The organism is Rhodococcus sp. OK302, assembly GCF_002245895.1.
Classification (GTDB): domain Bacteria; phylum Actinomycetota; class Actinomycetes; order Mycobacteriales; family Mycobacteriaceae; genus Rhodococcus_F.
This window is the reverse complement of record NZ_NPJZ01000001.1, coordinates 991,741-1,018,501: the sequence shown is the minus strand read 5'-3', so window position 1 is coordinate 1,018,501 and position 26,761 is coordinate 991,741. Positions and strand designations below refer to the sequence as shown.

The window sequence follows — 26,761 nt, the reverse complement described above, 5'->3', positions numbered from 1 at the left end:
GAGCTATCCGCCGGTATAGGCGGGCACCGTGATCTGCTCCGGACTCGCCTGCGTGTACCCCAGCCCGAAGCGTGTGGCGTACTGCTTGAAGACTCGAATTCCGGGTTCACCGGCAAGGGCCGCCTCGAGGCGTTCGGTGTTACCGATTGCTCTCATCACGTACGGCGGACTGTAGGTGCGCCCGTGCAGTAGCAGCGTGTTTCCGATACACCGCGGCGCCGACGTGTTCACAATCCGCTGATCCTGCATACCGACTGCCTCGGCACCGCCGGCCCACAGAGCATTCAGAACGCTCTGAACGTCCTGCTGATGGACGACCAGATCGTCTGGGGTGGCGTCGACGGGATATTTACCGTCAGCGTTTCGCGGCGCATCCGTCATGGTGACGACAACACCGGGACCGGTCATCGGCGTCAAGCCTGCGTCGACGGAAATCGCGTCGATGTCGGCCAGTGCGTCGGCAACTCCGGCGTCGGATCGCGCGGCCTCGACCTGGAGTGCGTTCAGTTGCGCCGAGAGTTGGTCACGCGTGGCGGAGACGTCGGCGGCACTGGCCTGTGCGCTGCGAACCAGATCGGAAAGGCGAGTGCTGTCGGTGACCTGGAGTTGATTCTCTTCGGCTGATCGCTGCGCTGTGGCAACCATGAGACCGGCCACCAGGCAGACGACGAGCACTCCGACGCGCCAGAGATTCTGTGTCACTCCACGCTGCGGCACTTGTTCCTCCCCAACTTTCCCCGATCGGCCCGTGACCGGCCGGACCCAGCTACGTTAGCGTGTATATACACAATCAGGTCACACCGTTAGAGCGAGGACGTTATGCCCAAGTCGAAGGTCCGTAAGAAAAACGACTACACGATCAATCCGGCCAACCGAACTCCGGTCAAGGTGAAGATGGGACCGTCGAGCGCGTTGTACGTCTCGGTGATGCTCGGTTTCATGCTTGTGGGGCTGGCTTGGCTGATTGTGTACTACTTGGCCGCAGATTCCATCCCGTGGATGAACGACTTGGGAGCGTACAACTTCCTGGTCGGCTTCGGATTCATGGTCGTTGGGCTCATCATGACAATGAAATGGCGTTGACCTGCGAATACTGAATTCGCACCGACTTAGAGCCGCCAATCAATTACATGGGTGTCATTCATCCCCAGTGTGGATAACTCCTGTGGACAACTAAGGAAGTTATCCACATGCTCGAGGATGAATTTCATCCACAGCCCCCCGGCAACGGCTCGGACGTCGTCTCGTGGGCCACTCCGATGGGCGCTGTCTACGCAATGTTCGGCGGCGGAATCGCACTCGCGATCGCGACGATCGTGGTGCCTACCGAGACCGCCGGACGGTTCCTGCTCGCCCTCGCGGTGATCGGGCTGTTCGTCATGGGCGGACTTGCCTTGAAGCAGAGACCACGACTCGCCGTTATCGACGACAACGGCAGTCCGGCAATTGCCGTGCAAAGGTTGCTCGCCCGCCACGTCTTCACCCGTGAGCAGATCGACCGTGCACGGTTGGTGCGCTACCCGCGTCTGGGTCGACGCGTCCCGATGCTCGAAATCGACATCGTCGACCGCCCGACCGATACGGAGAAACTCCTGATCTTCGGACGCTGGGATCTGGGCACCAACCCCGAAGACGTCCTCGACGTGCTGACCGTTCACGGATTGGTGCCGCCGGAGAAGTAGCTCCCTAGGCGGCTAAGAAGGGGTACTGCTCCCGCAGTTGCACGACGCGCATCACGATGATCCCGAACATGACCACGGTGACGGCCCCCAAACCGATCCAGCCGATCCGTACGGACTTTTCCCGGTCCTGACCGGCGCCGAGCCACTGCGGGGCGTACAGGAACGCTGCGGTGGCCGCAGCGCCCGCAAGAAGCCCGCCCGCGTGACCCCAGAACGAGATACCCGGCAGCGAAATACTGATGATCACGTTGATCGCGATCACCGAGATGATCGGCACCGGGCTACGACGCAGACGCAGAAGGATCACTGCCTGCGCACCCATGATGCCGAAAATCGCACCGGACGCGCCGGCCGTCCAACTGACCCCGCCGCCGGAGAACACGGGCTGAAATGCCATCACCGACGCGCTGCCGCCGAGCAATGACACCAGATAGACGCTGATGTACCGGGAACGGCCCATCACGATCTCGGTATCGCGGCCCAGGATGTACAGCGCATACATGTTGACGGCCAGATGCAGGATCCCGAAGTGCAAGAAGCCCGAACCGATCAACCGGAACCACTCGCCGCTGGCGACCAGCCCGGGATTGAGGGCCCAGTCCGCAAAAATCGACGAGCCGACCTGATTGTTCATGACGCTGCGGGACTGGACGAGCGTCGCCAGGAAGGCCAGGACGTTCAAGCCCATCAGCGTGTACGTCACAACCGGCACCGGCGGCGTCTGGCTGACCGTATTGCCGGCAACACCGCGTACGGGACGAATATCGCGTTGACCGGCAGCTACACAGTCAACACATTGGTAACCCACCGCAGCTTCACGGAGGCAATCCGGGCACGCCGGGCGGCCACAACGATTGCAGGAAAGCGACGTGGGTCGATCTTGATGGCGGACGCACCGCGGTTGGGGCGGGATGCCCTCAGCCGCACCGCCGCCCCAACCGGGGTTAGTCATCTTCGTTAATTACCTGTTCAGGAGATGGTGATGCTGTTGATGACGACGGGCTCGACCGGACGATCGGAACGATCGACAGCGGTGGTGGAGATGCCGTCGACAACCTTGCGGGACTCTTCGTCGACAACTTCACCGAAGATGGAGTGCTTACGGTTGAGGTGCGGCGTCGGGCCGGTGGTGATGAAGAACTGCGAGCCGTTGGTGCCCGGGCCGGCGTTTGCCATAGCGAGCAGGTAGGAGCGGTCGAACTGCAGTTCCGGGTGGAACTCGTCGCCGAACTGGTAGCCCGGGCCGCCGCGGCCGGTTCCGGTGGGGTCGCCACCCTGGATCATGAAGCCGTCGATAACGCGGTGGAAGACTGCGCCGTCGTAGAACGGTCCGGTCTTGGTGCCGGATGCGTTCTCGGTCTTGTACTCTTTCGAGCCGTCGGCGAGGCCGACGAAGTTCTCGACGGTCTTCGGCGCATGGTTGCCGAACAGAGCGATCTTGATGTCGCCGCGGTTCGTGTGCAGCGTTGCGGTTGCGGTCTGATGAGTTGAAGTCACCCCACCATCGTGCCATTGTCTGGGTTTTCATGGATGCCGCCCCGCAGAATCCGTTCGTAAACTGGCGCTCCGACGCCTGTGGCACAGTGAAGTCATGACACGAGTGACCGAGTCCATCAGCACGCAGCTGCCCACCACCGACGCTCGGCGTTGCGCCGCCGTTGTCGCGAAGTCGGTGGCACGGGGCGCCGGACAGGTCGGACTGTTCCTGGGCCGCCAGAGCGCTGCGGCAGCCAAGAAGGGCGTCGAATGTGCCAAGGCGATCCCGTCCAAGTCGGCAGCCCGGAGCGAGCGGGTAGAGAAGCCTCGCGGACGTAAGCGTCTCGCCGTCTTCGTTATCGCCGGCGTAGCGGTGATCGGCGGTGCGGTGTTCTACAAGAGCCGTCGACGCGAGCATCCGCCGGTGGCGTCGGCACCGCCGCGGGTAGACGAGAAGACCGCATAACCTGTTGCCAAATGCCCCGGAACACCAAGTGTTCCGGGGCTTTTCAGTGCTCCGTCAGCAGTTGGACGGTGCCGGAACGTTATTGAAGCGATCGATCATGTACCCGACGGATTCTGGGGTTCCCGCCACGTAGGTAGCTACATGGTTTACTGCCATTCCCGGAATGATCGGCGGCAATTCATTCATCGAAAACTGTACTGTCGCACCGTTGTTGCACCAGTCGCGGGCAAGTTCCTGCCCTTGACCGAACGGAACTATGTCGTCGGATCGGCCGTGCTGGATCAGGACCGGTGACGTCGGAGTCAGATTACCGATCTTCTGCTCGTCCAGGATTTCCTGAGCAAGCGGCAAACGTGCGAGGACCGCCGACAACGATTCACCCGACTTGGTAAAACTGGACGAGTCCTGGAATCCGAATTCCAATCCCGTCTCGCCGACGCACTGATTCTTGGTAGCTGCCAGCATCTGTCGACCGCGATCGTTGATCTCTGCGTCGATCAGCGGTTCGACTTCCGGGTACTGCGCCAGAATTCCGTTGAGTGCGTATCCGATGACGCCGGTGAGGAACGTGCCGTCGACCTGTGCCAGCGTTGCCGCCAGATCGGCCGGCGGAGCGCCCGCATACGTGCCCTTCAGATCAAGTTCCGGCGCGTACGACGGCTTCAATTCCGTTGCGGCCGCGGCAGCTCCGCCGCCCTGCGAGTAACCCCACAGTCCGACGGGACCATTGCCGGAGATACTGGCATTGGGCAATTGTTGCGCGGCGCGCACCGAATCCAGAACCGCATAAGCCTCGGCCGCACGGTTCACGTAGGTGTGATCGCCCGGAGTTCCCAGGCCGTCGTAGTCCGTCACCACTACGGCAATCCCGTTGAGCAGCAACATGTTTACCCAAATCGACTCGTAGCCGACCATCACGTCTGTCGGGAACCGATATTCGAGGCCCGTGTTGAACAGCTTCGATGGTGCACACTGGTCGCCTTGCCCGTGCGTACCCACTGCTGCGGCAACCATTGGACGCGCCCCCTGTCCGGTCCACGGGTTAACCGGCTCGAGGTAGGTGCCGGTGACAGCGACGGGAACGCCCTCGGCATCCTCGCTGCGGTACATGATCTTGGTGGCGGTCGCCGGCCACGGACCGTTGCTTCCGGGCACGCTCAGCATCAAGGACGTCGGCTCCGCTTTGATGAGATCGCCGTTGCTTCCGGGCGGCAAGTCCGTCGGCGGAGTGTAGAAATCCGTTGGTTCTGCCGCCGCAAACGGCGCCGTTGCAGCACTGACGACCAGTGCTGCAACGGACATGCCGGCGACCCACCACATTCGGCTTTTCACGTTCACGTTCTCCCCACGTCGATGAGCACTGTGGCCTGACACACAGTGAACGCAGGGTAACACATACCTCATTTCGGTCAATCCGATAAGGTCAGTCACTTAAATGGCTGTACTGCAACCACTTTCAACTACTTGGTAGGCTCCACATTTGTTGTCAGGATCGCGCGCAACTGGTTTGTGTTCTCCGGCGTCCACGTCGCGGGATGCAAGATATTCGCCCACATGTCCGCCGCATCTTCGCCGTAATTGTGCCCGTGACCGGACGGAACATCCGCCGAGAACACCATGTCCAGAGTGACCTGCCAGAACGTCACCAACGGAATCCACGTCATCCCCGGATCGACGTCACGACCCTCCGGCTTCTCCCGCAGCCAATCCGGCTTGTGGAACAGGAGGTCGAAAGACCACCAGGTAATCGGATCACTTGCGTGCTGCCAGTAGACGATTCGGTCGTCTTCCCAGTCGGCCTTCAATTCGAGGTCTTCAGGGTCCGCCGCAAACCGGATCGTCTGGCCACCGTCGATCACGGGAAGAATCTCGCGGGAACCCTCGTCGCGATCATTAGTGATCTCCTGCCACTGAGCCGTGAAGTTCGGTGTTCCCACCCACAATGCGCCGTCGACGCGAGTCATCATGTCCTGAGCGCCGGCAAACGCGGCCTGTCCACCGTAGGAGCCGAGGCTCTCACCGAACACAACAAGCTTGGGACGCGTCTCCACCGGCATGTCGATCCACTCGGCAAAGACTGCATTGAACAGCGCGCGACCTGCGACCATCGGCGTCTCACGGTCCGCGATGAAGGCCAACGGACTCGGAAGGAACGAATACTGCATCGACGCGATGGCCGTGTTGCCGTCCTCGACGTACTCGAACGACGACGCCACGTCCTCGTTGACCCAACCGCGACCGGTCGTCGTCACCACAGCCAACGTTCCACGATCGAATCCGCCCGTACGCTTCAATTCCGCCACCACGCGGTCCGCGACACCACGAATCGAATCCGAGGACTCACGTCCCGCGTACACCCGGATCGGTTGTTTCGCGGCGCGCCCGGTCAACTGTGAAATCTCTTCCGCAGTGGGCCCGCTACCCATGAAAGTGCGTCCCTCCTGCCCCAGAGTGTCCCAAGCTTCCGGTGACATGGGCGAACCACTGCGCTCGGCAATCAGAGGCTGCTCGATGCCGTCAGGCGTCTCGGTATCCGCCCCGGAGAAACTCCAGTTCGCGAACGCGATCAACCCGTTGTACAGCGCACCGTTGATGACAAAGAAGCCGAAGGCGAACACAACAACGAGGCTGGCGACCTTTGCCGCCTCCTTGGGTACAAATCGCAGAGCGACCTGCGTCAAACGATTAGTCGCGAAGCGGAGGCCCCGAGCCGCCTCGAGCAGGATGAACCAGATGAACACCGAAATGATCAGCACCAAGAGGTAGTTCGCCTGATTGGTAGGCGGCATCTCCACCAAACCCCGGACGATCTGCTGCCACCATGACCCGAGGACCAGGAACAGAGGGACCAGAATCACCGCTGCGGCCGCCATGACCCACCATGCGATCTTCTTCGTCCGCTCAGCCCACTTAGGTTCCACACCACACTTGCGGACCATCCACGCGATCAGCGTTCCGAGTGCGTAGCCCATCGCCAAGGAGATGCCCGTCGCAACGCCCTGCAGATACCAGGCCCGCGGAAGCAGTGAGGGCGACATGGACCACACAAAAAAGACCAGGGCAAAGGCGAGGCCGACGGGATGCAATGTCCCGAAATATCGGCGCAGGTGGTCCCACACAGGTTTCATGCGGGAATCGTATGCGTCGCCCTGGGAAATGGCCCATTCCTTCGCCTGTGCCCGCCACAGCGGCAGAGCGAACGTACCTTTCGGCGCATCTAAGGCGATGAACGTGGCGTTCGCTCGATAGCGGGGCGGGGATACCGGCAGACATACAAAAACACCCTCCCGGTTTCCCGGGAGGGTGTTTTCTGTCAATCTATTTCACTGTGGAGCCTAGGAGATTCGAACTCCTGACATCTGCCTTGCAAAGGCAGCGCTCTACCAACTGAGCTAAGGCCCCGTTCGGTTTTCCGACCGGAGTCAGAATACCTATGTTCTATCCTGTTTCCAAATCGTGCCAAACCTTGCCTCCGCGCCGACTTTTGATCAGCTTGGTGACTACGAGAGACACCAGAACGCCGGCCCCGACAAGCAGGAAAACCTTCATTCCAGCAACCCTTCTTCGGCACAAGGAGTGGGCCTAGGAGGACTTGAACCTCCGACCTCTTCATTATCAGTAAAGCGCTCTAACCACCTGAGCTATAGGCCCCTGAACCGGTCCAAAGATTACCCCACCGGTCCCGCAACACCAAAACGGGTCCGGCGGAGCAACGTTTCCGCAGGTCAGTCGCGGTCGGCGAGAGTTACCTCAACGCCACCAACGAGATCACAGCAGAGGTTGTAAATGAACGAACCGATCGTGACGAGCGCCGTGAACAACACCATGTTGGCCACACCGATCACTGCGGAGTAACCGAAAACCTGCCCGGCCGTCACCAGTCCACCCGAACTCGAATCCGACACGATGTCCGTGAACGCGTTGTTCAGGCGGTCCCAGACGCCCATGCCGTCCAGAACGACGTAAAGGAGGCCCACAGCCACCATCCACACGAAGAACAGCGACACCGAAATTACGGATGTGATCTTGAGCGTGGACCACGGATCGATACGACGAATCTGCACAGTCGCCCGCAATGGCGCCCCATCCGATGCCTGCCCAGCAGCTACGTGAGATTTGTCACTCACTGCTGTCTGCGGCAATGGATGCTTCGCCTCGGAGAGGTCCGGCATGTCCTTCGGCAGATCCTTACGGCTGATGTGCCGAGTCGGACCGTCGATGGCCGCGGCCTTCGCTTTGGGGCTCGGGTCCTTGAAGTTTCCAGCCGCAGGGTTTCCAGCCGGCAGATTCTGCCCCTTGGGTGCGGCTGTCCCGGTAATCACCGGTCGTGTCTGCTGGCCGGCCGGACGGACCGGCGGTGGGCCGGACGGACGGACGGACGGTGCCGCACCCTGCGGCGCGCCGGAAGGACGGCCGGCCGGTCGCTGATTTGCTGGACCGGTCGGCGGCTTCCCAGCCTGAGCGGCCGGCGCAGGCTGGCCTTTCCGCACGTCAGGTCCGGGTGCGGCAGGACGCGTGATGTTGGTCTGAGGTTCCCGCTGCTGTTTCGGACCTGACTGCTGCGCCGGACCCGGTTGCTGCTGAGGACCCGGTTGCTTGGGCGACTGCTGACCACGCTGCCACGGAGGAGCCTGATTGCCGCGAGCCTGAGCTGTCGGAGCCTCAGGAGCTTTCGGTGTATCGGGAGCTTTCGGCGCGGCGGGAGCTTTCGGCGCGGCGGCCGCGGGTGCGGAAGATGAACTCTTCTCTGCACCCGCCGCTGCCGGCTTCCCAGCCAGCGGCGCAGCTGACTTGTCTGCCACAGGCGCCACAGGCTTGTCCGCCACAGGCACTGCCTGCTTCTCTGCCGGTGCCTTGGCGCCGGCCGTAGGCCCGTCAGGCTTGGCGTCGGCCGGGGGCTTAGAGCCCCCGGCACCCGCCGGAGCAGTTACCTGCTCCGGCTTCGGTGGCGTCGAACCGGAAGTGCTCTCGCTCTTCTGGTCACTGCCCGGCTGGTTGGGAGTGCTCACTAAGACTCCTTAGCTCCATCGGCATTGTCTGCGCTGTCGGTGTTCTCGGCAGCAATCTCTTCGGGTTCGTCGGCGTTGCGCGCAATTGCGAGCAGGGTATCGCCGTCGCCGAGGTTCATCAGACGGACACCCTTGGTCTGGCGTCCGGCCTTACGAACCTGCTTGGCTGCGGTACGAATAACGCCGCCGCCCGAGGTGATCGCGTACAGCTCGTCGTCGTCGTCGACGATGAGCGCACCGACCAGAGTGCCACGTTTCTTGTCGTACTGAATCGTGAGTACGCCCTTGCCGCCGCGGCCCTGGACCGGGTAGTCCTCCATGCCGGTTCGCTTGGAGTAACCGCCCGACGTCGCGACCAGGAGGTACTTACCCTCACTGACAACGTTGAGTGAGAGCAGCTCGTCCTCGCCGTTGAAGCGCATGCCCTGGACGCCGGAAGTGGCGCGGCCCATCGGACGCAACGCTTCGTCGGTCGCGGAGAAGCGGATCGACTGTCCCTGTGCCGAGACGAGAAGCAGATCGTCGTCAGCGGAGCAGAGAACAGCACCGACCAGTTCGTCTTCGTCGCGCAGGTTGATCGCGACGATGCCGCCACTGCGGTTGGAGTCGAAGTCGGTGAGCTTGGACTTCTTGACCAGACCGTTGCGGGTGGCGAGCACGAGGTAGGGCGCGTCTTCGTACGTCTTGATCTGGATGACGGACTGGATGCGCTCGTCCGGCTGGAAGGCCAGCAGGTTCGCGACGTGCTGGCCGCGAGCAGTACGGCTGGCTTCGGGCAGTTCGTATGCCTTGGCGCGGTAGACGCGGCCCTTCGTGGTGAAGAAGAGGAGCCAGTCGTGCGTCGAGGTGACGAAGAAGTGCGAGACGATGTCGTCCTGCTTGAGGCCGGCACCCTGAACGCCCTTGCCGCCGCGCTTCTGCGAGCGGTAGAGGTCGGTCTTGGTGCGCTTGGCGTAGCCGGTCTCCGTGATGGTGACGACGACGTCTTCGCGGGCGATCAGATCTTCGTCGTTGACGTCTCCGTCAGCGGCGATGATGCGGGTACGACGGTCGTCGCCGTACTTGTCGACGATTTCCTTGAGCTCGTCACGGACGATCGCACGCTGACGCTCCGGCTTGGCCAGAATGTCTTCGAGATCCGCGATCTCGATCTCGATCTCGGCCAATTCGTCGACGATCTTCTGACGCTCGAGAGCTGCCAGACGACGCAACTGCATCGCGAGGATGGCGTCCGACTGGATTTCGTCGACCTCGAGGAGGTTCATCAGTCCGGCGCGAGCGACGTCAACAGTCTGCGACGCACGGATCAGGGCGATGACCTCGTCCAACGCGTCGAGAGCCTTGACCAGACCACGCAGGATGTGAGCGCGCTCTTCAGCCTTGCGGAGCAGGTACTTGGTACGACGGACGATGACCTCGAGCTGATGCGTCGTGTACAGACGGATCATCTGGTCGAGGCGCAGCGTGCGCGGCACTCCGTCGACGATGGAGAGCATGTTGCAGCCGAAGCTGGTCTGCAACTGGGTGTGCTTGTAAAGGTTGTTCAGCACGACCTTGGCGACGGCGTCACGCTTGACCGTGACGACAATGCGCATGCCGACGCGGTCCGAGGACTCGTCGTGGATATCGGAGATGCCACCGATCTTGGCATCACGAACCTGATCCGCGATCGAGGTGATCAGGTTGTCCGGGTTGACCTGGTAGGGCAGCTCGGTGATGACAATTGTGGTGCGGCCCTTGGCATCTTCTTCGACCTCGACCACACCGCGCATGCGGACGGATCCGCGGCCGGTGGTGTAGGCATCCTGGATTCCCTGGCCGCCGACGATCAAGCCGTGGGTCGGGAAGTCGGGACCCTTGACTCGTTCCATGACGGCCGCGAGGGTGGATTCCTCGTCGGCTTCGTAGTTCTCGAGCGCCCAGTAGATGGCGTCGGCAACTTCACGCAGGTTGTGCGGCGGGATGTTGGTGGCCATACCGACGGCAATACCGTTGGAACCATTGATCAGCAGGTTCGGAATACGGCTGGGAAGAACCGTAGGTTCCTGGGTCTTACCGTCGTAGTTCGGTGTGAAATCGACTGTCTCGTGGTCGATTTCACGCAGCATTTCCATCGCGAGCGGCGTAAGCCGGCACTCGGTGTAACGCATGGCGGCAGCGCCGTCGTTGCCTCGGGAACCGAAGTTTCCCTGGCCGTCAACGAGGGGGTACCGCAGCGACCACGGCTGGGCCATACGAACCAGGGTGTCGTAGATCGAGGAGTCGCCGTGGGGGTGGTAGTTACCCATGGTCTCGGCGACCGGTCGGGCAGACTTCACGTATCCGCGGTCGGGACGATTTCCGGTGTCGTACATCGCGTACAGCACGCGGCGGTGCACGGGCTTCAGACCATCGCGCACATCCGGCAGAGCGCGACCGACGATGACGCTCATGGCGTAGTCGATGTAGCTGTTCTGCATTTCCTGCTGGATGTCGACCGGTTCGATCCGGTCGTGTTGCGGACCGTCCGGTGGCAACGTGGTGTCGGTCATGAGCTCACTTTCTTAAGAAGAATGGGGGCAAGCCCCTCGTGCGCCTTCTTGGTAGGTCGAACTACCGAAAAGGCGCACAGGGCCAGAGGCCCTACACGTCGAGGAAACGAACATCCCGGGCATTGCGGATGATGAAGCTGCGCCTGGCCTCGACGTCCTCGCCCATCAGCACGCTGAACAGCTCGTCGGCAGCGGCCGCGTCGTCGAGCGTGACGAGACGCAGAACTCGCACCGACGGGTCCATCGTGGTTTCCCACAGTTCCTTGGCATTCATCTCGCCGAGGCCTTTGTAGCGCTGGATGCCGTCGTCCTTGTTGATCTTCTTGCCGGCCGCGAGGCCAGCCTTTACCAGGACGTCGCGTTCACGGTCCGAATAAGCGAAGTCGGGCTCACTGCGCTGCCATTTGAGCTTGTACAGCGGCGGCTGTGCGAGATAGACCTTGCCGGACTCGACCAGCGGCCGCATGAAGCGGAACAGCAGGGTGAGCAGCAGGGTCGCGATGTGCTGACCGTCCACGTCGGCGTCGGCCATGAGCACGATCTTGTGATAGCGCAACTTTGCGATATCGAATTCGTCGTGGATACCGGTACCGAAAGCGGTGATCATCGACTGGATTTCGGTGTTCTTCAACGCACGATCGAGACGGGCCTTCTCGACGTTGAGGATTTTTCCGCGCAGCGGCAGGATCGCCTGGTACATCGAGTCGCGACCGGACTTTGCCGAGCCACCTGCGGAGTCGCCCTCCACGATGTAGATCTCGGACTTTGCCGGATCGTTGGAGCGGCAGTCTGCGAGCTTGCCGGGCAGGCCACCGAGATCGGTGGCGCTCTTACGACGCACCAACTCGCGGGCCTTACGAGCAGCGATACGTGCCTGAGCCGAAGAGACGGCCTTGTTCACGATCGTCTTAGCGTCGGCGGGATTCGCCTCGAGCCAATGCTGAAGGTGCTCGTTGCACGCCTTCTGCACAAACGATTTGACCTCGGTGTTGCCGAGCTTCGTCTTGGTCTGACCCTCGAACTGCGGCTCGCCGACCTTGACGGAGACGATAGCTGCGAGGCCCTCACGGATGTCGTCGCCGTTGAGATTCTGCTCTTTTTCTTTGAGCAGCTTCTTGTCACGCGCGTACTTGTTGACGACCGTGGTCAGTGCGGCGCGGAAACCTTCTTCGTGCGTTCCACCCTCATGTGTATTGATGGTGTTGGCGAAGGTGTGCACGGACTCCGAGTAACCGGAGTTCCACTGCATCGCGACCTCGAGCTCGTGGCCCGTGCCCTTGGCTGTGAAGCCGACAACCGAGTTGTGGATGGGGGTCTTGGACTTGTTGATGTGGCGAACGTAGTCCTCGAGGCCACCCGGGTAATGGTAGACGCGGGTCTTGGCCTTGCGAGGTGCTGCCGCGACAGCTTCCTGCGCTTCAGCCGACTTGGGCGCTTCGGCGACATCGAGCGCATCTTCGTCGACGTCGATGACCTCGGCCCGCTCGTCGGCGAGCGTGATGGTGAGGCCCTTGTTGAGGAAGGCCATCTCCTGCAGTCGACGCGCGACGGTCTCGAAGTTGTAGCGAGTGGTCTCGAAGATTTCCGGGTCAGCCCAGAAGGTGACCGTGGTTCCGGTCTCCTTGGTGGCTGGTCCTTGAATCAGCTCACCCGGCTTGGAGTCCGTGTACGTCTGATGCCACTCGTAACCGTCGACCTTGATGTCGACGTCGAGCCTGGTGGAGAGCGCGTTGACCACCGAGATGCCGACACCGTGCAGACCACCGGAGACCGCATACGAATCGGAGTCGAACTTGCCGCCGGCGTGCAGCTGGGTCAGCACGACCTCAACGGTGGGAACCCCGGAGGAGTGCATTCCGACCGGGATGCCGCGGCCGTCGTCGACGACGCGGATGCCACCGTCCTCGAGGAGGGTGACCTCGACCTTAGTGGCGTGTCCGGCCATCGCCTCGTCGACAGAGTTGTCTACGACCTCCCAAATCAGGTGGTGCAGGCCGCGTTCACCGGTGGAACCGATGTACATGCCTGGGCGCTTACGTACCGCTTCCAGTCCTTCGAGGACCGTGATGGACGATGCGTTGTAGTCCTTGCTGGACGTGCTTGTATCTGACTTCTGGGCAGCCACGGGTGGGTAGCTCTCCTTCTCCGTCAATACTCGAGCGCAACCGTCAGCAAACCCTTGCGGGGTGTCGTCGGAGCGGGTTCGAGAATGTTGCCGCTAGTTACCGAAATTCATCTTACTGGTAAGCACCGACAGGAACCGCTCAATGACACCCCTGGTTGCGTCGCAGGCGAATTATTTTGGCCCCGGGAAGGTGAAACGCTAGGAAGATTGCTTGACTGAGCGACGCTCGCCCAGGGTCGTAATAAATGCCCGCGCATGTTCGGCAACGTCACCGGCGTGCGAAATTGGCGACCAATGACCAGCAGGAATCTCGCTTCGCCGCAGGTCAGAGACCCATTTTTCGGTATCCTCGTAACCCACCGGCCGGACCGCCTTGTCGTACTTGTTCAGTATCAACTGAACGGGCACGTCCGTAAACCTGTCCCGAGGCTTGCCGAGAGACGCCCTGATATTCGCCCGGTAGAGCTTGAGTCCGTTGACCATGTCATCTGCGATCGTCGGTGCCGTGTTCACCAATTTCGGGTCGAGACCGTCGAAAAATCCGAGGAACGCCGGCCAATGCTTCGAAAACCACAACCTCAGCGGCACCGTGCAGAGGCCCGGAATCTGAAAAAGAACGGTGTACGCCGACGCCACTCCCTGCGCTGCCGGACCGAGAAAACGTCGCTTGGACGCACTGGACCGGATCCATTTTCCGAGATGGTCGAGATTGGGGCCCGAGATGGAACTGAACGACGCGATCTTCTCTTCCGCGCCGGGTTCGCACACCGCTTCCCAGGCTTCGACGGATCCCCAGTCGTGAGCGAGGACGTGAACCGGTTTGCCGGGGCTGACTGCGTCGATGACGGCAAACAGATCAGCGGCCAGTGCGCTGAGCTGATAATCCTGCACTCGCGACGGAACGGTGCTCTCGCCGGCGCCGCGACTGTCGTAACTCACCACGCGGAAATCGTCGGCCAACAACGGTGCGACGCGACTCCACAGTTCGTGGGTATCGGGCCAACCGTGGACCAGGACGATGGTTTCGCCGTCTGCTGGTCCCTGCTCGAACACGGCCAGGCTGACGGCACCGTTGGTGACGCGGCGAGCGGTCACGGCATGAAGAGGAGAGTGCTTGGTCATCGGTGAACCTTTCGGTACGAGAATCTAGAGATCGAGCACAAGTCGTCCACCGTCGGAACGCGAGACGCAGATGAGCATCTCGTTTTCCCGCTCGGTGTCGGTCAAACGATTTTCGCGGTGATCCGGAGTGCCGGCGAGTACCTTGACGCGGCAGGTACCGCAGAACCCCTGCTGACAGGAGTAACCGACTCCCGGCAAGGTTTTCTTGATGACGTCCAATGCAGATTGATCGGCCGGAACGGCCAATACGCGGCCCGAGTTGACCAGTTGCACTTCGAACGGGACGCCGTCTGTTACCGGCGGCGCACCAAACCTTTCGAAATGCAAAGCTGTGGAAGGTGTTTCACGAAACCCGGTGCGTACGGCGTCGAGCATCGGTGTCGGACCACAGCAGTACACTGCCCCACCTACCGGAGCGTGCCCCAAAAGATCTGCAGCGGTAGGTAACCCGTATTCGTCATCGGGTCGCACAAACACTCGCTCCGGGTCCCAGCCGGCAATCTCGCCGAGGAACGGCATGGATTCGCGGGAGCGGCCCGAATACACGAAGTACCAGTCCATTCCCAATTCTCTTGCAGCCCTGACCATTGCAATAATCGGCGTGATACCGATGCCGCCGGCTACAAATAGTGCGCTTCCACCGGCGACAAAGGGAAAACCGTTGCGCGGTCCTCGAACCGTGACGTGATCACCGGGTTGCAGGGCATGCATTTCGATCGATCCGCCGCCGCCGTCAGGAATCCGGCGCACCGCGACGCTGTATCCCGTGACGTCGCCAGGGTCACCGCACAACGAATACTGTCGGCGTAGACCGGAAGGCAAGTGGAAGTCCAGGTGCGAACCGGGATGCCACGGCGGAAGTGCTACGTCATCGGTTGATTCAAAGCGCAGCCGAACCACATTTTCATCCGTCGCGATCACTTCCCTCGAGGCAACCACCATTTTCAGGGCGGTATCAGGGTTGTGGCCGGCAATCTTCGGGTTGTAGTCGTAGGCCGTCAAGACACGAAGGTACTTGTCCGCCAACAACTCTGTAAGTTGCATGGCTCGGTCGGGTCGTCCGCGGCCGGCAAGATCCGGCGGAGCCTGGTACCGCGGCAACCCGCCGTGCCCGGTCAGAACGTCCTTGATCCTGGAGATGGAGGGAATCACTTTGCTGCCGCCTGAGCTGCCGGCGAGGACGCCAAATACTTCACCGCCTGGGCCGTCGAGCCCTCGTTGCTGGGATGGTACGACTTCGAGAAGTACGTCGACATCCGCTTCACCAACTCGTAGCTTGTCGGCACGGTGCCCCGCTTGCCGGCGGCGACAAAATCGGAGAGATGCGGGCGACGCCGGCTCGGCGCCTGCGCAGCGAGTTCGGGATCGTTTCGCATCAGGAATCTGGTTCCGCGGATCCACAGCCAGACAATTACGGGCGTCACCAGGATCTGAGTACGAATTCTGCGGCTTTCACGCTTGTCGAAGTAGCGCATGACGTCGTACGCCACCGAGCGGTGTTCCACTTCTTCGGCACCGTGCCAGCGGAGCAGATCGAGCATGGTCGGGTGCATTCCCGCACGATCGAGACCCTTGGCGTTGAGAACCCAGTCACCGAGAAATGCCGTGATGTGTTCGATGGCTGCGATGATCGCCAACCGTTCGACCAGGTGATTCTCGGCCCGCAAACCCGTCATCGGGCGAGGCCCGAGCAGCTTCGAGAACGTCCATTCCATCTGCTGGGTATACGGCGTCGGATCCAGCCCGTTTTCCTTCAGATGGACAAGAACGCCGGTGTGCGCGCCCGCGTGCATGGCTTCCTGTCCGATGAATCCGACGACGTCTTCGCGAAGCTTCTCGTCCTCGATGAGCGGGAGTGCTTCTTTGAACGTTTCGACGAACCACGCTTCTCCCGCCGGCAGCAACAGGTGCAGCACGTTGAGTACGTGAGTACTGAACGGATCACCGGGAATCCAGTGCATGGGAAGGTCTGACCAGTCGAATTCGACGTTGCGAGCCTGCAACAGAATGTGGTCGGGCTCAGCGTAAATCTTGCTCGACATTTCGATTACTCCTCATGCCTGTGACACAGTTCACCTATGACGAAGGTTAACTGTAACATGAAGTAATAGGTATAACTAGGCTCGCTCAGCCGTAAGTATCGCGAGGTCCACGGCCTTTGACGTGCCGTTCACCCTTCCGCCAGCTCGGCGCACTCGGTCCGGTGATTCGAAGTGTCTTCACGACGCCGTCACCCACCGCAGCAGCGATTTTCGCAAGGATCTGGGACTGCATCATCCGCAGCTGAGTAGCCCACGCCGTGGACTCTGCCGAGATACTCAAAACGCCGTCACGCAGAGAAATCGGTTCGGCGTGCGCAGAAATATCTTCACCGACCACCTGTGGCCAGCGGCCCAGCACGGTGCCCTCGGACACCTTGGGTGACCATCCACGCGATTTCGATATCGCGCTGGTCAAGGAGCCGAACGGTTGTGGATCGCGGGCATCGGGACCGGGACCGGACCAACCGCCTCGACGACGTGGTCGGCCGCTGCCGAACTTTGGCGACGAGCGTCCCTGCCCGACGGATTTGCCGTTGGCTTTGGCAGCAGCGCGGGCCTCCTCGAGGGCGCGGCGGGCCAGGTCGATTCCCCGTAGTTCCGGTTCCTTCTCGTCACTCATCGGATTCGACCTCCTCGGGTAGATCCTTCGAGACTATCCGCGAAATCCGACCTTCGGGGGTTTCCGACGCTTCGACGCCGAACTTGGCTGCCTCGAGTTCCTCGGGAACGTCCTCGGGAACTGCGGCGGTGATAAGGACCTGTTCAGCGGTGGCGGCAACCGCTGCCAAGGCCTGTCGACGACGCCGATCCAGTTCGGCAAAAACATCGTCGAGAAGAAGCACGGGATCGCTACCGTCGGTCCGCAGCAGCGAGAACCCGGCCAGTCGCAGCGAGAGTGCATACGACCACGATTCCCCATGGCTGGCAAAGCCTTTCGCGGGAGTATCGCCGAGAACCAACTCGAGGTCATCACGATGTGGACCGACGAGACACACACCCCGGTCGATTTCCTTGGTTCGCATCACCGACAGTTCGTGGTGAAAACGCTCCTCGAGGTACGCGACGTCGTCGATTCCGGGAACCCTTGTCGGATCAGTGAATTCGGGATTCAACGAGGTTCCGAGGCTGCTTCGATAACGGATCGAAGCAGGCCGAGATTCCGGCGCTATCGATCGATATGACTCTGCGAGATGGGGTGCAAGATCGTGAACCAACTCGAGGCGTCCGGCCAACAGTTGTGCCCCGTGAGCAGCAAGATGCCCGTCCCACACCTCGAGGGTGGAGAGCACATTCTCGCCGGACCCACGTCGAAGAGCCGCGCCGGCTGTCTTCAGGAGCGCCGAGCGTTGACGCAATACTTTGTCGTAATCGGCACGGACAGCAGCCATTCGGGGAATCCGCGACGTCAACAGTTCGTCGAGATAGCGTCGACGGTCACTGGGATCACCACGCACTAAAGACAAGTCTTCGGGAGCGAACATCACTGACTGCAGAATTCCCAGAACTTCACGGGGACGCCGCGTCGGCGACTGATTTATCCTGGCGCGGTTGGACTTTCCTTCGATCAACTCGACGTCGATCGTAAGCTCGCGCCCCGCATTGACCACTGTGGCACCGGCAAATGCGCTAGCAGTACCGCTGCGAATCATCGGAGCATCGGCCGAAACGCGATGAGACGACAGCGTCGACAAGTAACCGAGTGACTCGAGGATATTGGTTTTACCGTGCCCGTTGGAACCGAGGAACACGGTTGTACCCGGCAGAAGGTCGAGTGTCAGGGAATCCCAGGAACGGAAGTCCCGCAACGAGAATCTACGAACGAACACTGTGGTTTCCCCGGATCCGAATGTCGGAGAGCCACCAGGACTCTCCGACGACAACTATCAGCCGGGAAGACGAACCGGCATCAGCAGGTAGGTGTACTCGCTCGAGGGCGCAGCGAAGTTACCGGACTCGTCCGGAGTCGGATCTTCTTCGGTAGCCGGACGCAGAACAGCCGGACGGCTGGGAGTCGTGAAGCCGAACAGGACGTTTTCGCTGTGCAGCGAGGTCAATCCGTCGTTCAGGTATCCGGGGTTGAACGCGATGGTCAGCGGTTCACCCTGGAACGTCGCATTGAGGGTTTCCTCGGCGCGGCCGGCGTCGTCGCCACCAGCGGAGAGCAGGAGACCTTCAGTGGAGAACTGCATACGCACCTGAGCGCCACGCTCAGCCACGAGAGCCACGCGCTTGATGGCCTCGATCAGCGGAGCGACCTCGACGGTTGCCATGGCTGTGTGAGTCGCGGGCAGCAACTGACGAAACTTGGGGAACTCTGCATCGAGGAGACGCGTCGTTGTACGACGACCGTCGTTCACAATGCCGAGGAGGCCGTCGTTGCCGATGCTCGAGCCGGAACCGAGTGCGAGCTCGACCGGCGAATTTGCATTGCCGGCAAGAGTTTTCGCGGATTCGGACAAAGTCTTGGCCGGGATGAGAACTGCGGCTTCGACATCCGGATTGGCCGGAGTCCACTCGAGCTCACGGACAGCGAGACGGAAACGGTCTGTTGCGGCAAGGACGATGGAATTCTGCTTGATCTCGACGCGAATACCCGTCAGCATCGGCAGGGTGTCGTCTTTACCAGCAGCAATGGCGACCTGGCTGATTGCTTCGGAGAACAAGTCAACCGGGATGGAACCGGATTGCTGCGGAAGTGTCGGAAGCTGGGGGTAGTCCTCGACCGGCATTGTGGGCAGGGAGAACTTTGCGCTTCCGCACGAGATGAGAACTCGAGTGCCCTCGAGGGAAACATCGACGGGCTTGTTGGGCAGCGACTTGGTGATATCAGCCAAGAGTCGACCCGAGACGAGTACTTGACCCACGGTGGTCACATCTGCGGAGACGCGGACCTGAGCGGACACCTCGTAGTCGAATCCGGAGACGGTGAGTCCCTGTTCGGTTGCATCGAGAAGAACTCCGCCGAGGACGGGAACAGGCGGCCTCGAGGGCAGGCTGCGGGCAACCCACGCGACTGAGTCAGCGAATTCTTCCCGGGAAACGCGAAACTTCAGGCTTCCAAGCTCCATCGCCGGGTGATTCCTCTCGGTAGTCATGTTCTGGTGGTGCGAATCCGCATCAGCTCGTCACAAGTCTGACACAGACGGTAACGACGAGTCCGACCCAGACGGCAACGACGCCAACCGTATGCCCTCGAGGGGCGATGAGGAAAGCCGAAGCCGGGACGGGCGGTCCGCCTCGAGGGGTTCCTAACAGGAGTTGTCCCCAATTCTGTTTTCAAAGAGCTTTTCCTAGAAATTTCTCAGTAGTAGTAATAAGTCCTGTGCAATCTGTGGAGTAACGGTTGTTGATGCAGGTCTGCCCCCTCGAGGGCCTGTGGACTTCTCGAGGACAGACTCGAGGAGCGATTGGCCCCTTCTGTGCACAGTTGAAAAGTTTTCGGATTCCTCCTCGAGATCTCCACAGACTTTGGGAGTTATCCACACAGTTATCCCCAGATGTGAATACTTTTCAAAGGAACTTCCGAGTTCGGTCAAACCGGCGTGTCTAACACGGGCGTGTCGCGAGTTTCGGAGGAGCGTTCGCCCTCGAGGGGCTAAATCGAGGACACCGAAAAACACCGATGCCGCTCGAGGGACAACTCCCCTCGAGCGGCATCGGCTCGAAAAATTGCAGGTCAGCGCTTAGAGCGCTGCTTGATCCGAGCCGTCAGCTCCTGAACCTGGTCGTAAACCTTGCGACGCTCGGTCATTTCCTTACGGATCTTCTTGTCGGCATACATGACGGTGGTGTGGTCACGTCCGAATGTCTGACCGATCTTCGGCAATGACAAATCCGTCAGCTCACGGCACAAATACATGGAGATCTGGCGTGCCTGTGCCAGCGGACGGGCCTTACCGGGCCCACACAGGTCGTCGATCGACATATTGAAGTATTCGGCCGTGACGGCCATGATCGTCGCTGCATTGATCTCGAGGCTCGACGAATCCGGCATCAGATCGCGAAGGACAACCTCGGCCAACGTCAGATCCAACGGCTGACGATTGAGCGACGCAAATGCGGTGACACGAATCAACGCGCCCTCGAGTTCGCGGATGTTGCGCTCGATCCGGCTGGCGATCAGCTCGAGGACGTCGTGCGGCACCTCGAGGCGATCCATCCTCGCCTTCTTACTCAAGATCGCGATACGCGTCTCGAGTTCCGGCGGCTGAACGTCGGTGATCAGGCCCCATTCGAATCGGGTCCGCAGTCGCTCCTCGAGGGTTGCCAACTGCTTGGGCGGCCGGTCGGAGGAGACGACGATCTGCTTGTTCGCGTTGTGCAGGGTGTTGAAGGTGTGGAAGAACTCTTCCTGGATACCTTCCTTGCCCTCGATGAACTGGATGTCATCGACCAGCAGCACATCTGTTTCGCGGTAGCGACGCTTGAACGCAACCTTGCGGTCGTCACGAAGACTGTTGATGAAGTCGTTCGTGAACTCTTCGGTGGAGACGTATTTCACGCGCATACCCGGGAAGAGTCGTTGTGCATAGTGGCCGGCGGCGTGCAGCAGATGCGTCTTGCCCAGTCCGGACGCTCCCCAGATGAAGAGAGGGTTGTACGCCCGGGCGGGGGCTTCGGCGATCGCGACGGCAGCAGCGTGCGCAAAACGGTTGGAAGACCCGATGACAAAGGTGTCGAAGGTGTACTTCGCGTTCAGGCTGTTTGCGCCGGAGTTGGACGACGAGGGTGTCGACGGCGGTTTCGTGAAGTACGACGGCCACGATTCGTGAACGCTCGCGAGTGCTTCCCGATCGTCGTCGACTTCTTCGCTCTCGGCTGTTTCGGAGTCCGAGGGTTCGCCGTCACCTTCGGTGAATCGGCGCCGACGGTATGCACCGGAACTGTTGACCGATTCGAACTGTCTGCTTCCCGTGCGTTCTTCGGGTTCGGCCGACGGATCGGAGTCAGGCGGAGCGATACGGACGCCGAGTCCTTCTACCTGCCCGCCGAGGTGTCGTCCGAGTGCTTGCAGAATCGGTTCGCGTAGATCGCGTTCGATTGTCTCTTGAGCGAAGGACGACGGAACCGAGAGGAGTGCAAATCCTTGCGCGAGTGTGAGCGGCTTCACCAGACGAACGAACGCCTTCTGCTTACTGCTCAGTATCGGAAGATCGTTCCCGGGGTCATCACTCGTGAGTTCTGCAACCACGTCGACCCAGGCACGTGCGAGCGCGTTGGGATCGTCGTTCACGTGGTTCCTTCCCATGTTTCGGCGACAGGTGAGTGTGCTGGCGCTGCCGAGCGCGTTGCTGCGGCGTGGATGTTCGGTGGTGTGGCACCTTTCGGTGTATCGACTCACCTGAGGCGAGAACCTCGTAAGGCTACGAATATGCCACCTGAACTGTGTTTCCACACAATTATCCACAGATGTGGACAAACGTGCACGGAGACGGTTTTTTTGTGGCGGTTTTCTTGAAACTCGGACAAGAAATCCATCTACCAGCACGTTTGTGGAGACTCGAGGCGTCGGACACTCGGTGGTAGCGATGCGTTAATACTCACAGCCCTGTGGATGAATGTGGAAACTCGGGTTTCGGCGTCGAAACCTGCGCCTCGAACCGAATGTGCAGATGAGACCTTGTCGGGTGGTTCCGCGCCGGAATTGCGTACACCGGGATTTGTCTGCCCCAGCACAGGTTGCAAAAATGTTGCCAAGGTCACACTCGCTGCCTCGCTCGAGGTCACGGGCCTATGCACAGGTTCAGGTAAATGTGTGGGATCTTCGGACTTTTGGCGTGTCGCATTGCTCGGCGTGAGGGGTCCGCCGAAAGTGCTGGTTTGACCTTCGCAACGGTGGTAAGTAACCTCGAACAGTCACCCGTTGGCGGTGATCGTTTCGTGCTGACTACACATGTCGGGTCGGAAGGATTATCCAAGCCGCTTGTCGGGTGGAGAACATTGTTAGTCCTAGCTAGTTAGATCCGGCTAGATCCAAGGCGCTCAAGTGGCGCCGATTAAATTTGAGGGCGCCGGGAGGCGCCAATGAACTTCGAGGAGTGTTGACCGTGGCCAAGGGCAAGCGGACGTTCCAGCCGAATAATCGCCGCCGCGCGCGTGTTCACGGCTTCCGTCTTCGTATGCGTACCCGTGCGGGTCGTGCAATCGTTTCGGCGCGTCGCCGTAAGGGCCGCGAATCCATTACAGCCTGATCTGATTTTGAGTTCAGGAGCTCGGGGTGTTGCCTGAGCCGTACCGGTTGCGTCGCCACTCGGATTTTTCCGTGGCGGTGCGACGCGGTCGTCGTATGGGAAGACGCGACCTTGTCGTGCACGCGTTCGATCGCGAGCAAGTAGAGGCGCTGGTAGTTACAAATCACGGTCCCCGTTTCGGGCTGATCGTGAGCAAGGCTGTCGGGCCGGCGGTGATTCGACATCGAGTCGCGCGCCGGCTTCGTCATATCTGTGCAGACCTTGCACAGCAGGTTTCGCCCGCGACGGACGTGGTTATCCGTGCTCTTCCGGGTAGTGCCACCGCCAGTTCCGCGGAACTGGCCACGCAACTGCGCGCAGGTCTGAAAAAGATGAACCTATTGGTGTCGGTAAGTGAAGAGCCATGAGTACTCCGCTCTCTGAGCAGATCGAATCTCCCTCGGCCTCCCGTTTCTTGACGGTGTTGAAGGTCGTGCGTCGTGCTCCCGCCACTGTTCTGATCTTCTGTATCGAGCTGTACCGGACATATGTGTCGCCCTTGCGGATGCCGACCTGCCGGTTTACCCCCACGTGTAGTGAGTACGCAGTCGAAGCGCTGCGCACGCATGGGGCGATCAAAGGCCTTTTCTTGACTGTGGTGCGGTTGGCGAAGTGTGCCCCCTGGCATTCTGGAGGGTGGGACCCCGTCCCTGCCCGTCGTGACCGTGATGCGGGTTGCCGCCACCCTGGTCCTATGGACGAACAGAGGAGTACTTAGAGCCGTGCTCAATTTCATTTACTATCCGGTTTCCGCGATTCTGTGGGTCTGGCACAAGGTCTTCGGCTTTGTGTTGGGCGCAGACAGCGGTATCGCCTGGGCACTGTCCGTGGTGTTCCTGGTGTTCACGTTGCGTGCTGTTCTGTACAAGCCGTTCGTGAAGCAGGTCCGCACCACCCGTCAGATGCAGGAATTGCAGCCTCAGATCAAGGCTCTGCAGAAGAAGTACGCGGGTGACCGTCAGCGTCAGGCTGTCGAGATGCAGAAGCTCCAGAAGGAGCACGGATTCAACCCGATCATGGGTTGCCTCCCGGTCTTGGCTCAGGCGCCGGTATTCATCGGTCTGTTCCACGTTCTGCGCTCGTTCAACCGCACCGGTACGGGCATGGGTCAGCTGTCAATGACGCCGGCGGAAAATGCTGCTACTGCCAACTACGTGTTCAGTCCGGCCGACGTTCAGTCCTTCCTGGACGCGCGTTTGTTCGGCGCGCCGATCTCGGCAGCTATCACGACACCGGTTGCTCAGCTCGAGGCTTACATCACCGATAACGTTCCGGACCTGCCCTCGCGACTGAACATCATCTTGGTCGCTGTTCCGCTGATGATCATCGCCAGCATCGCGACGCACTTCAACTCACGCGCTTCCGTTGCTCGTCAGTCCGAGGCCGCCGCCGCCAACCCGCAGTCCGCGATCATGAACAAGCTCGCGCTTTACGTCTTCCCGCTGGGTGTTCTTGTCGGTGGACCGTTCCTGCCCATCGCCATCCTGCTGTACTGGGTGTCCAACAACATGTGGACCTACGGCCAGCAGCATCTCGTCTTCCGCAAGATCGATGCCGAGGAAGAAGAGAAGAAACAGGAAGCGATCACTCGTCGCAACGACAACGCTCCGAAGCCCGGCGCCCGGCCTGACCCCACCAAGAAAAAGGGGTCCCCGGCTGCGTTGAAGACTGCGGATTCGTCCGACGAAGAAGAAGACCAGCCTGAAATTTCGCTCCAGAAGTCGGAGAAGCCTGCTCCGAAATCAACCGGTACAAGCGGCGGTTCCACGTCGAAACCGAAGCAGAACCGGCCACAGACCAATCGCGGTAACTCCCCCAAGCGCAATAAGCGGCGCTGATCGAGGAAAGAGAACGACCAATGTCCAGTGAAGCTGACATCGCTGTGGATGGAGAAAACTCAGACGTGAGCACCGAAACTGCTGCGCCGGTTACCGAGGTCGATATCGATTCCGACCTCGACGATTCCGATGACGATTTGATCGAAGAAGGCGAAATCGCCGGCGACTACCTCGAGCAGTTGCTCGACGTGCTCGACTTCGACGGCGACATCGATCTGGACGTCGAGGGCGATCGCGCGATCGTGAGCATCGACGGTGGAGACGATTTGACCAAGCTGGTCGGTCAGAAGGGTGAGGTTCTGGATGCTCTCCAGGAACTGACCCGGTTGGCTGTTCAGCAATCGACCGGTGAGAGAAGCCGTCTGATGCTGGACATCGCCGGCTGGCGTGCGGGTCGCCGCGAAGCACTCAGTGCCCTCGGCGCGGAAGCTGCTGCGCGGGTTCTCGAGACCGGTGAGCGCGAAGAGTTGGCGCCGATGACGCCGTTCGAGCGCAAGATCGTGCACGACGCCGTCGCCAAGGTCGACGGTGTTTCGAGCGAAAGTGAGGGCGCTGAGCCTTCACGTCGAGTGGTTGTCCTCAAGGACTGACACTCCCCTGGAGCAAGAAAATGCGGGCCTCGGACTTTTCCGGGGCCCGCATTCTTGTCGGTGCACAAAGTGATGTGTTTCACGTGAAACGATCGGTCCACGCCTACTTTCGAGGGCATCACATCATCACTGACAGGATTATCGAGAATGACCGAGCCCGACGCCGTCCCGTCCGAGAATGCCCATCGTCCCGACGGGGACAGTGCTGAGAAGCCCCAGAAGCCTCGCGGCCGGCGAATCCTGACCAGGATTGCGATCGGGGTTCCCGTGACGGCTGTGGTGCTTGCGGCCGGCCTGTATGCCGCCACTGCGGTGCTCGATATTCCGTCTCCGCCGACGCTGGCGAGGCTCCTGACCGATGCACCGTCGGGACAGGGGCAGCTCTACCCGGCCCGCCCGGTCGCGGCTTCACCCAACCAGCGTCCGTTTCCGGTAGCGGATGCTCCGCTGCCGGACACCGTGCCGTGGAAGGGCACACAGATCCCGGTTGCCGATTTTCTCGAGGCCACCGACACAAATGCCTTCCTGGTACTCCGTGACGGTGTGTTGACACACGAGTGGTATCGCGACGGCGTCGGTCCAACTACGCAGATGGCATCGTGGTCGATGGCGAAATCCGTTGTGTCCCTTATGATTGGGCGCGAGATCGAGGCTGGGAAGCTCAGTGAGGACGACAGGCTCGTGGACATTCTCCCCGACCTTGCGACGGGCGACGAGTACGACGCTGTCACTATTCGGAACTTGCTGGATATGACGTCAGGTATCGATGTGTCGGAGAATTACAATCCCTACTTCCCCCTGACCGGTACCGCGCGGATGTATCTCACCCAGGACCTCGGTGAGTTTGTTCGTGACCACCGCGGACTTCAGTTCCCGCCCGGTAGCGAAGGAGAGTATCGAAGCGTCGACACCCAATTGTTGGGCCAGGTTCTTGCCGAGGTTGAGGGAACATCGTTGACCGAACTTCTCCAACGCGATATCTGGGCGCCGATGGGTGCTCAGGATGCTGCGACGTGGAACCTCGATCGAGACGGCGGCGAGGAGAAGGCGTTCTGCTGTATCAATGCAACCACTCGCGATTTTGCCAAGATCGGACAGTTGGTCCTCGATGGCGGAATCGCACACGGAACCCAGATCGTTCCGCCGGCCTGGATTGCTCGTGTCACCTCCCCCGCGCCGCATCAGGTTTCGTCGTGGGGTTACTCCGCCCAGTGGTGGCACCCGATCGGCGGTGACGGGCAGGACCTCTCGGCGATCGGTGTCTATGGCCAATTTATCTATGTCGACCCGGGAACCGGCACCGTCATCGTCAAGCTCAGTGATCATGGTGCCGAACAGGACGAGCAGGAAACCTTTGACGTGATGCGGGCAATCGCTGCTTTCCGCTAGCAGTGGCGTGATGAACGTGTTTCACGTGAAACCGATTTCAAGAACATTTCATCGGAATTCGCCCCTATGAATGTACTAAGGCTAGTTTCGTCACTGTGATGATATTAATTCCGCTATTCACATTTTTAGTACCGATGTTTCACGTGAAACCTGGCGCCGAATTGAACTAGTTGGCAGACTCACAGCGAGTCGACGCGTAGAAGCGAACACTTGTCGGTGACAACACGGATAATGACTTGAGTCTTGATTGTTGATTTCGCG

The 26,761-nt window shown here is 60.5% G+C and carries 24 protein-coding genes and 2 tRNA genes; 9 read left to right on the top strand and 17 right to left on the bottom strand.

All coding sequences use genetic code 11. The features are described 5' to 3' along the window. Positions 1-3 precede the first annotated feature (3 nt). Positions 4-702 carry a DUF881 domain-containing protein gene (locus BDB13_RS04610; RefSeq protein WP_254922994.1) on the bottom strand — a complete coding sequence of 233 codons (699 nt, stop codon included), beginning with the start codon at positions 700-702 and terminating at the stop codon, positions 4-6. A 117-nt stretch (positions 703-819) separates the two neighbouring features. Here BDB13_RS04610 and crgA point away from each other — a divergent pair, with 117 nt between their 5' ends. Both crgA and BDB13_RS04600 read left to right on the top strand, forming a co-directional pair. Further along, entirely contained in the window at positions 820-1,083 is a 264-nt protein-coding gene (gene crgA, locus BDB13_RS04605; protein ID WP_094270600.1) for a cell division protein CrgA, read from the top strand. A gap of 107 nt (positions 1,084-1,190) precedes the next feature. Beyond that, positions 1,191-1,682 (top strand): PH domain-containing protein, encoded by a 492-nt coding sequence (locus tag BDB13_RS04600; protein ID WP_094270599.1) that lies wholly within the window; start codon positions 1,191-1,193, stop codon positions 1,680-1,682. A 4-nt stretch (positions 1,683-1,686) separates the two neighbouring features. On the opposite strand, the gene BDB13_RS04595 is transcribed toward BDB13_RS04600, so the two are convergent. Together BDB13_RS04595 and BDB13_RS04590 are read right to left on the bottom strand one after the other, a co-directional pair. Beyond that, entirely contained in the window at positions 1,687-2,634 is a 948-nt protein-coding gene (locus BDB13_RS04595; protein WP_094270598.1) for a rhomboid family intramembrane serine protease, read from the bottom strand. Positions 2,635-2,651: 17 nt separating this feature from the next. Further along, positions 2,652-3,179: a peptidylprolyl isomerase gene (locus BDB13_RS04590; RefSeq protein ID WP_094270597.1), complete on the bottom strand. Its 528-nt coding sequence runs from the start codon at positions 3,177-3,179 to the stop codon at positions 2,652-2,654. Between the two features lie 94 nt (positions 3,180-3,273). On the opposite strand from BDB13_RS04590, the gene BDB13_RS04585 reads away from it, so the two are divergent. Next, the gene (locus tag BDB13_RS04585; protein ID WP_094270596.1) at positions 3,274-3,624 is read left to right on the top strand and encodes a hypothetical protein; all 351 of its coding nucleotides are present in this window, start codon (positions 3,274-3,276) and stop codon (positions 3,622-3,624) included. Positions 3,625-3,678: 54 nt separating this feature from the next. Here BDB13_RS04585 and BDB13_RS04580 read toward each other — a convergent pair whose 3' ends face one another. The 14 genes from BDB13_RS04580 to dnaA all read right to left on the bottom strand — a co-directional run bounded on the left by BDB13_RS04580 (position 3,679) and on the right by dnaA (position 21,686). After that, positions 3,679-4,944 carry a lipase family protein gene (locus tag BDB13_RS04580; RefSeq protein WP_441347225.1) on the bottom strand — a complete coding sequence of 422 codons (1,266 nt, stop codon included), beginning with the start codon at positions 4,942-4,944 and terminating at the stop codon, positions 3,679-3,681. Between the two features lie 140 nt (positions 4,945-5,084). Beyond that, positions 5,085-6,752 carry an alpha/beta hydrolase gene (locus BDB13_RS04575; protein WP_094274676.1) on the bottom strand — a complete coding sequence of 556 codons (1,668 nt, stop codon included), beginning with the start codon at positions 6,750-6,752 and terminating at the stop codon, positions 5,085-5,087. A 201-nt stretch (positions 6,753-6,953) separates the two neighbouring features. Continuing rightward, positions 6,954-7,026 (bottom strand) — tRNA-Ala (locus BDB13_RS04570). A gap of 175 nt (positions 7,027-7,201) precedes the next feature. After that, positions 7,202-7,275 (bottom strand) — tRNA-Ile (locus BDB13_RS04565). A gap of 74 nt (positions 7,276-7,349) precedes the next feature. Then, complete coding sequence (locus BDB13_RS04560; RefSeq protein WP_094270595.1) at positions 7,350-8,633, bottom strand: DUF3566 domain-containing protein; 1,284 nt, start codon at positions 8,631-8,633, stop codon at positions 7,350-7,352. After that, positions 8,633-11,164 (bottom strand): DNA gyrase subunit A, encoded by a 2,532-nt coding sequence (gyrA, locus tag BDB13_RS04555; protein WP_094270594.1) that lies wholly within the window; start codon positions 11,162-11,164, stop codon positions 8,633-8,635. Before gyrA ends, BDB13_RS04560 begins: the two co-directional genes overlap by 1 nt. A 91-nt stretch (positions 11,165-11,255) precedes the next feature. Continuing rightward, positions 11,256-13,289: a DNA topoisomerase (ATP-hydrolyzing) subunit B gene (gene gyrB, locus BDB13_RS04550; RefSeq protein WP_094270593.1), complete on the bottom strand. Its 2,034-nt coding sequence runs from the start codon at positions 13,287-13,289 to the stop codon at positions 11,256-11,258. A 198-nt stretch (positions 13,290-13,487) separates the two neighbouring features. Beyond that, on the bottom strand, positions 13,488-14,411 hold the full coding sequence (locus tag BDB13_RS04545) for an alpha/beta fold hydrolase (protein WP_094270592.1): 924 nt from the start codon (positions 14,409-14,411) through the stop codon (positions 13,488-13,490). Positions 14,412-14,435: 24 nt separating this feature from the next. After that, complete coding sequence (locus tag BDB13_RS04540) at positions 14,436-15,560, bottom strand: PDR/VanB family oxidoreductase (protein WP_094274675.1); 1,125 nt, start codon at positions 15,558-15,560, stop codon at positions 14,436-14,438. Beyond that, the gene (locus BDB13_RS04535; RefSeq protein WP_094270591.1) at positions 15,560-16,453 is read right to left on the bottom strand and encodes a metal-dependent hydrolase; all 894 of its coding nucleotides are present in this window, start codon (positions 16,451-16,453) and stop codon (positions 15,560-15,562) included. The genes BDB13_RS04540 and BDB13_RS04535 overlap by 1 nt, the downstream gene beginning before the upstream one ends. An 85-nt stretch (positions 16,454-16,538) precedes the next feature. Beyond that, positions 16,539-17,072, bottom strand: coding sequence for a DUF721 family protein (locus BDB13_RS04530; protein ID WP_094270590.1), 534 nt, complete (start codon positions 17,070-17,072; stop codon positions 16,539-16,541). Then, positions 17,065-18,279 carry a DNA replication/repair protein RecF gene (gene recF / locus BDB13_RS04525; RefSeq protein ID WP_094270589.1) on the bottom strand — a complete coding sequence of 405 codons (1,215 nt, stop codon included), beginning with the start codon at positions 18,277-18,279 and terminating at the stop codon, positions 17,065-17,067. The genes BDB13_RS04530 and recF overlap by 8 nt, the downstream gene beginning before the upstream one ends. A gap of 57 nt (positions 18,280-18,336) precedes the next feature. Beyond that, on the bottom strand, positions 18,337-19,521 hold the full coding sequence (gene dnaN / locus BDB13_RS04520) for a DNA polymerase III subunit beta (protein WP_094270588.1): 1,185 nt from the start codon (positions 19,519-19,521) through the stop codon (positions 18,337-18,339). Between the two features lie 608 nt (positions 19,522-20,129). Then, positions 20,130-21,686: a chromosomal replication initiator protein DnaA gene (dnaA, locus tag BDB13_RS04515; protein ID WP_094270587.1), complete on the bottom strand. Its 1,557-nt coding sequence runs from the start codon at positions 21,684-21,686 to the stop codon at positions 20,130-20,132. 814 nt (positions 21,687-22,500) lie between these two features. On the opposite strand from dnaA, the gene rpmH reads away from it, so the two are divergent. From rpmH to BDB13_RS04485, 6 genes are all read left to right on the top strand, one after another. Beyond that, positions 22,501-22,644 carry a 50S ribosomal protein L34 gene (rpmH, locus tag BDB13_RS04510; RefSeq protein WP_094274674.1) on the top strand — a complete coding sequence of 48 codons (144 nt, stop codon included), beginning with the start codon at positions 22,501-22,503 and terminating at the stop codon, positions 22,642-22,644. Positions 22,645-22,670: 26 nt separating this feature from the next. Further along, positions 22,671-23,051 carry a ribonuclease P protein component gene (gene rnpA, locus BDB13_RS04505; RefSeq protein WP_094270586.1) on the top strand — a complete coding sequence of 127 codons (381 nt, stop codon included), beginning with the start codon at positions 22,671-22,673 and terminating at the stop codon, positions 23,049-23,051. Continuing rightward, entirely contained in the window at positions 23,048-23,401 is a 354-nt protein-coding gene (gene yidD, locus BDB13_RS04500) for a membrane protein insertion efficiency factor YidD (protein ID WP_094270585.1), read from the top strand. The genes rnpA and yidD overlap by 4 nt, the downstream gene beginning before the upstream one ends. Positions 23,402-23,405: 4 nt before the next feature. Beyond that, positions 23,406-24,521: a membrane protein insertase YidC gene (yidC, locus tag BDB13_RS04495; RefSeq protein WP_094270584.1), complete on the top strand. Its 1,116-nt coding sequence runs from the start codon at positions 23,406-23,408 to the stop codon at positions 24,519-24,521. A gap of 20 nt (positions 24,522-24,541) precedes the next feature. Continuing rightward, positions 24,542-25,111 (top strand): Jag family protein, encoded by a 570-nt coding sequence (locus BDB13_RS04490; protein WP_094270583.1) that lies wholly within the window; start codon positions 24,542-24,544, stop codon positions 25,109-25,111. Positions 25,112-25,258: 147 nt separating this feature from the next. Beyond that, positions 25,259-26,500: a serine hydrolase domain-containing protein gene (locus tag BDB13_RS04485; protein ID WP_094270582.1), complete on the top strand. Its 1,242-nt coding sequence runs from the start codon at positions 25,259-25,261 to the stop codon at positions 26,498-26,500. Positions 26,501-26,761: the final 261 nt, after the last annotated feature.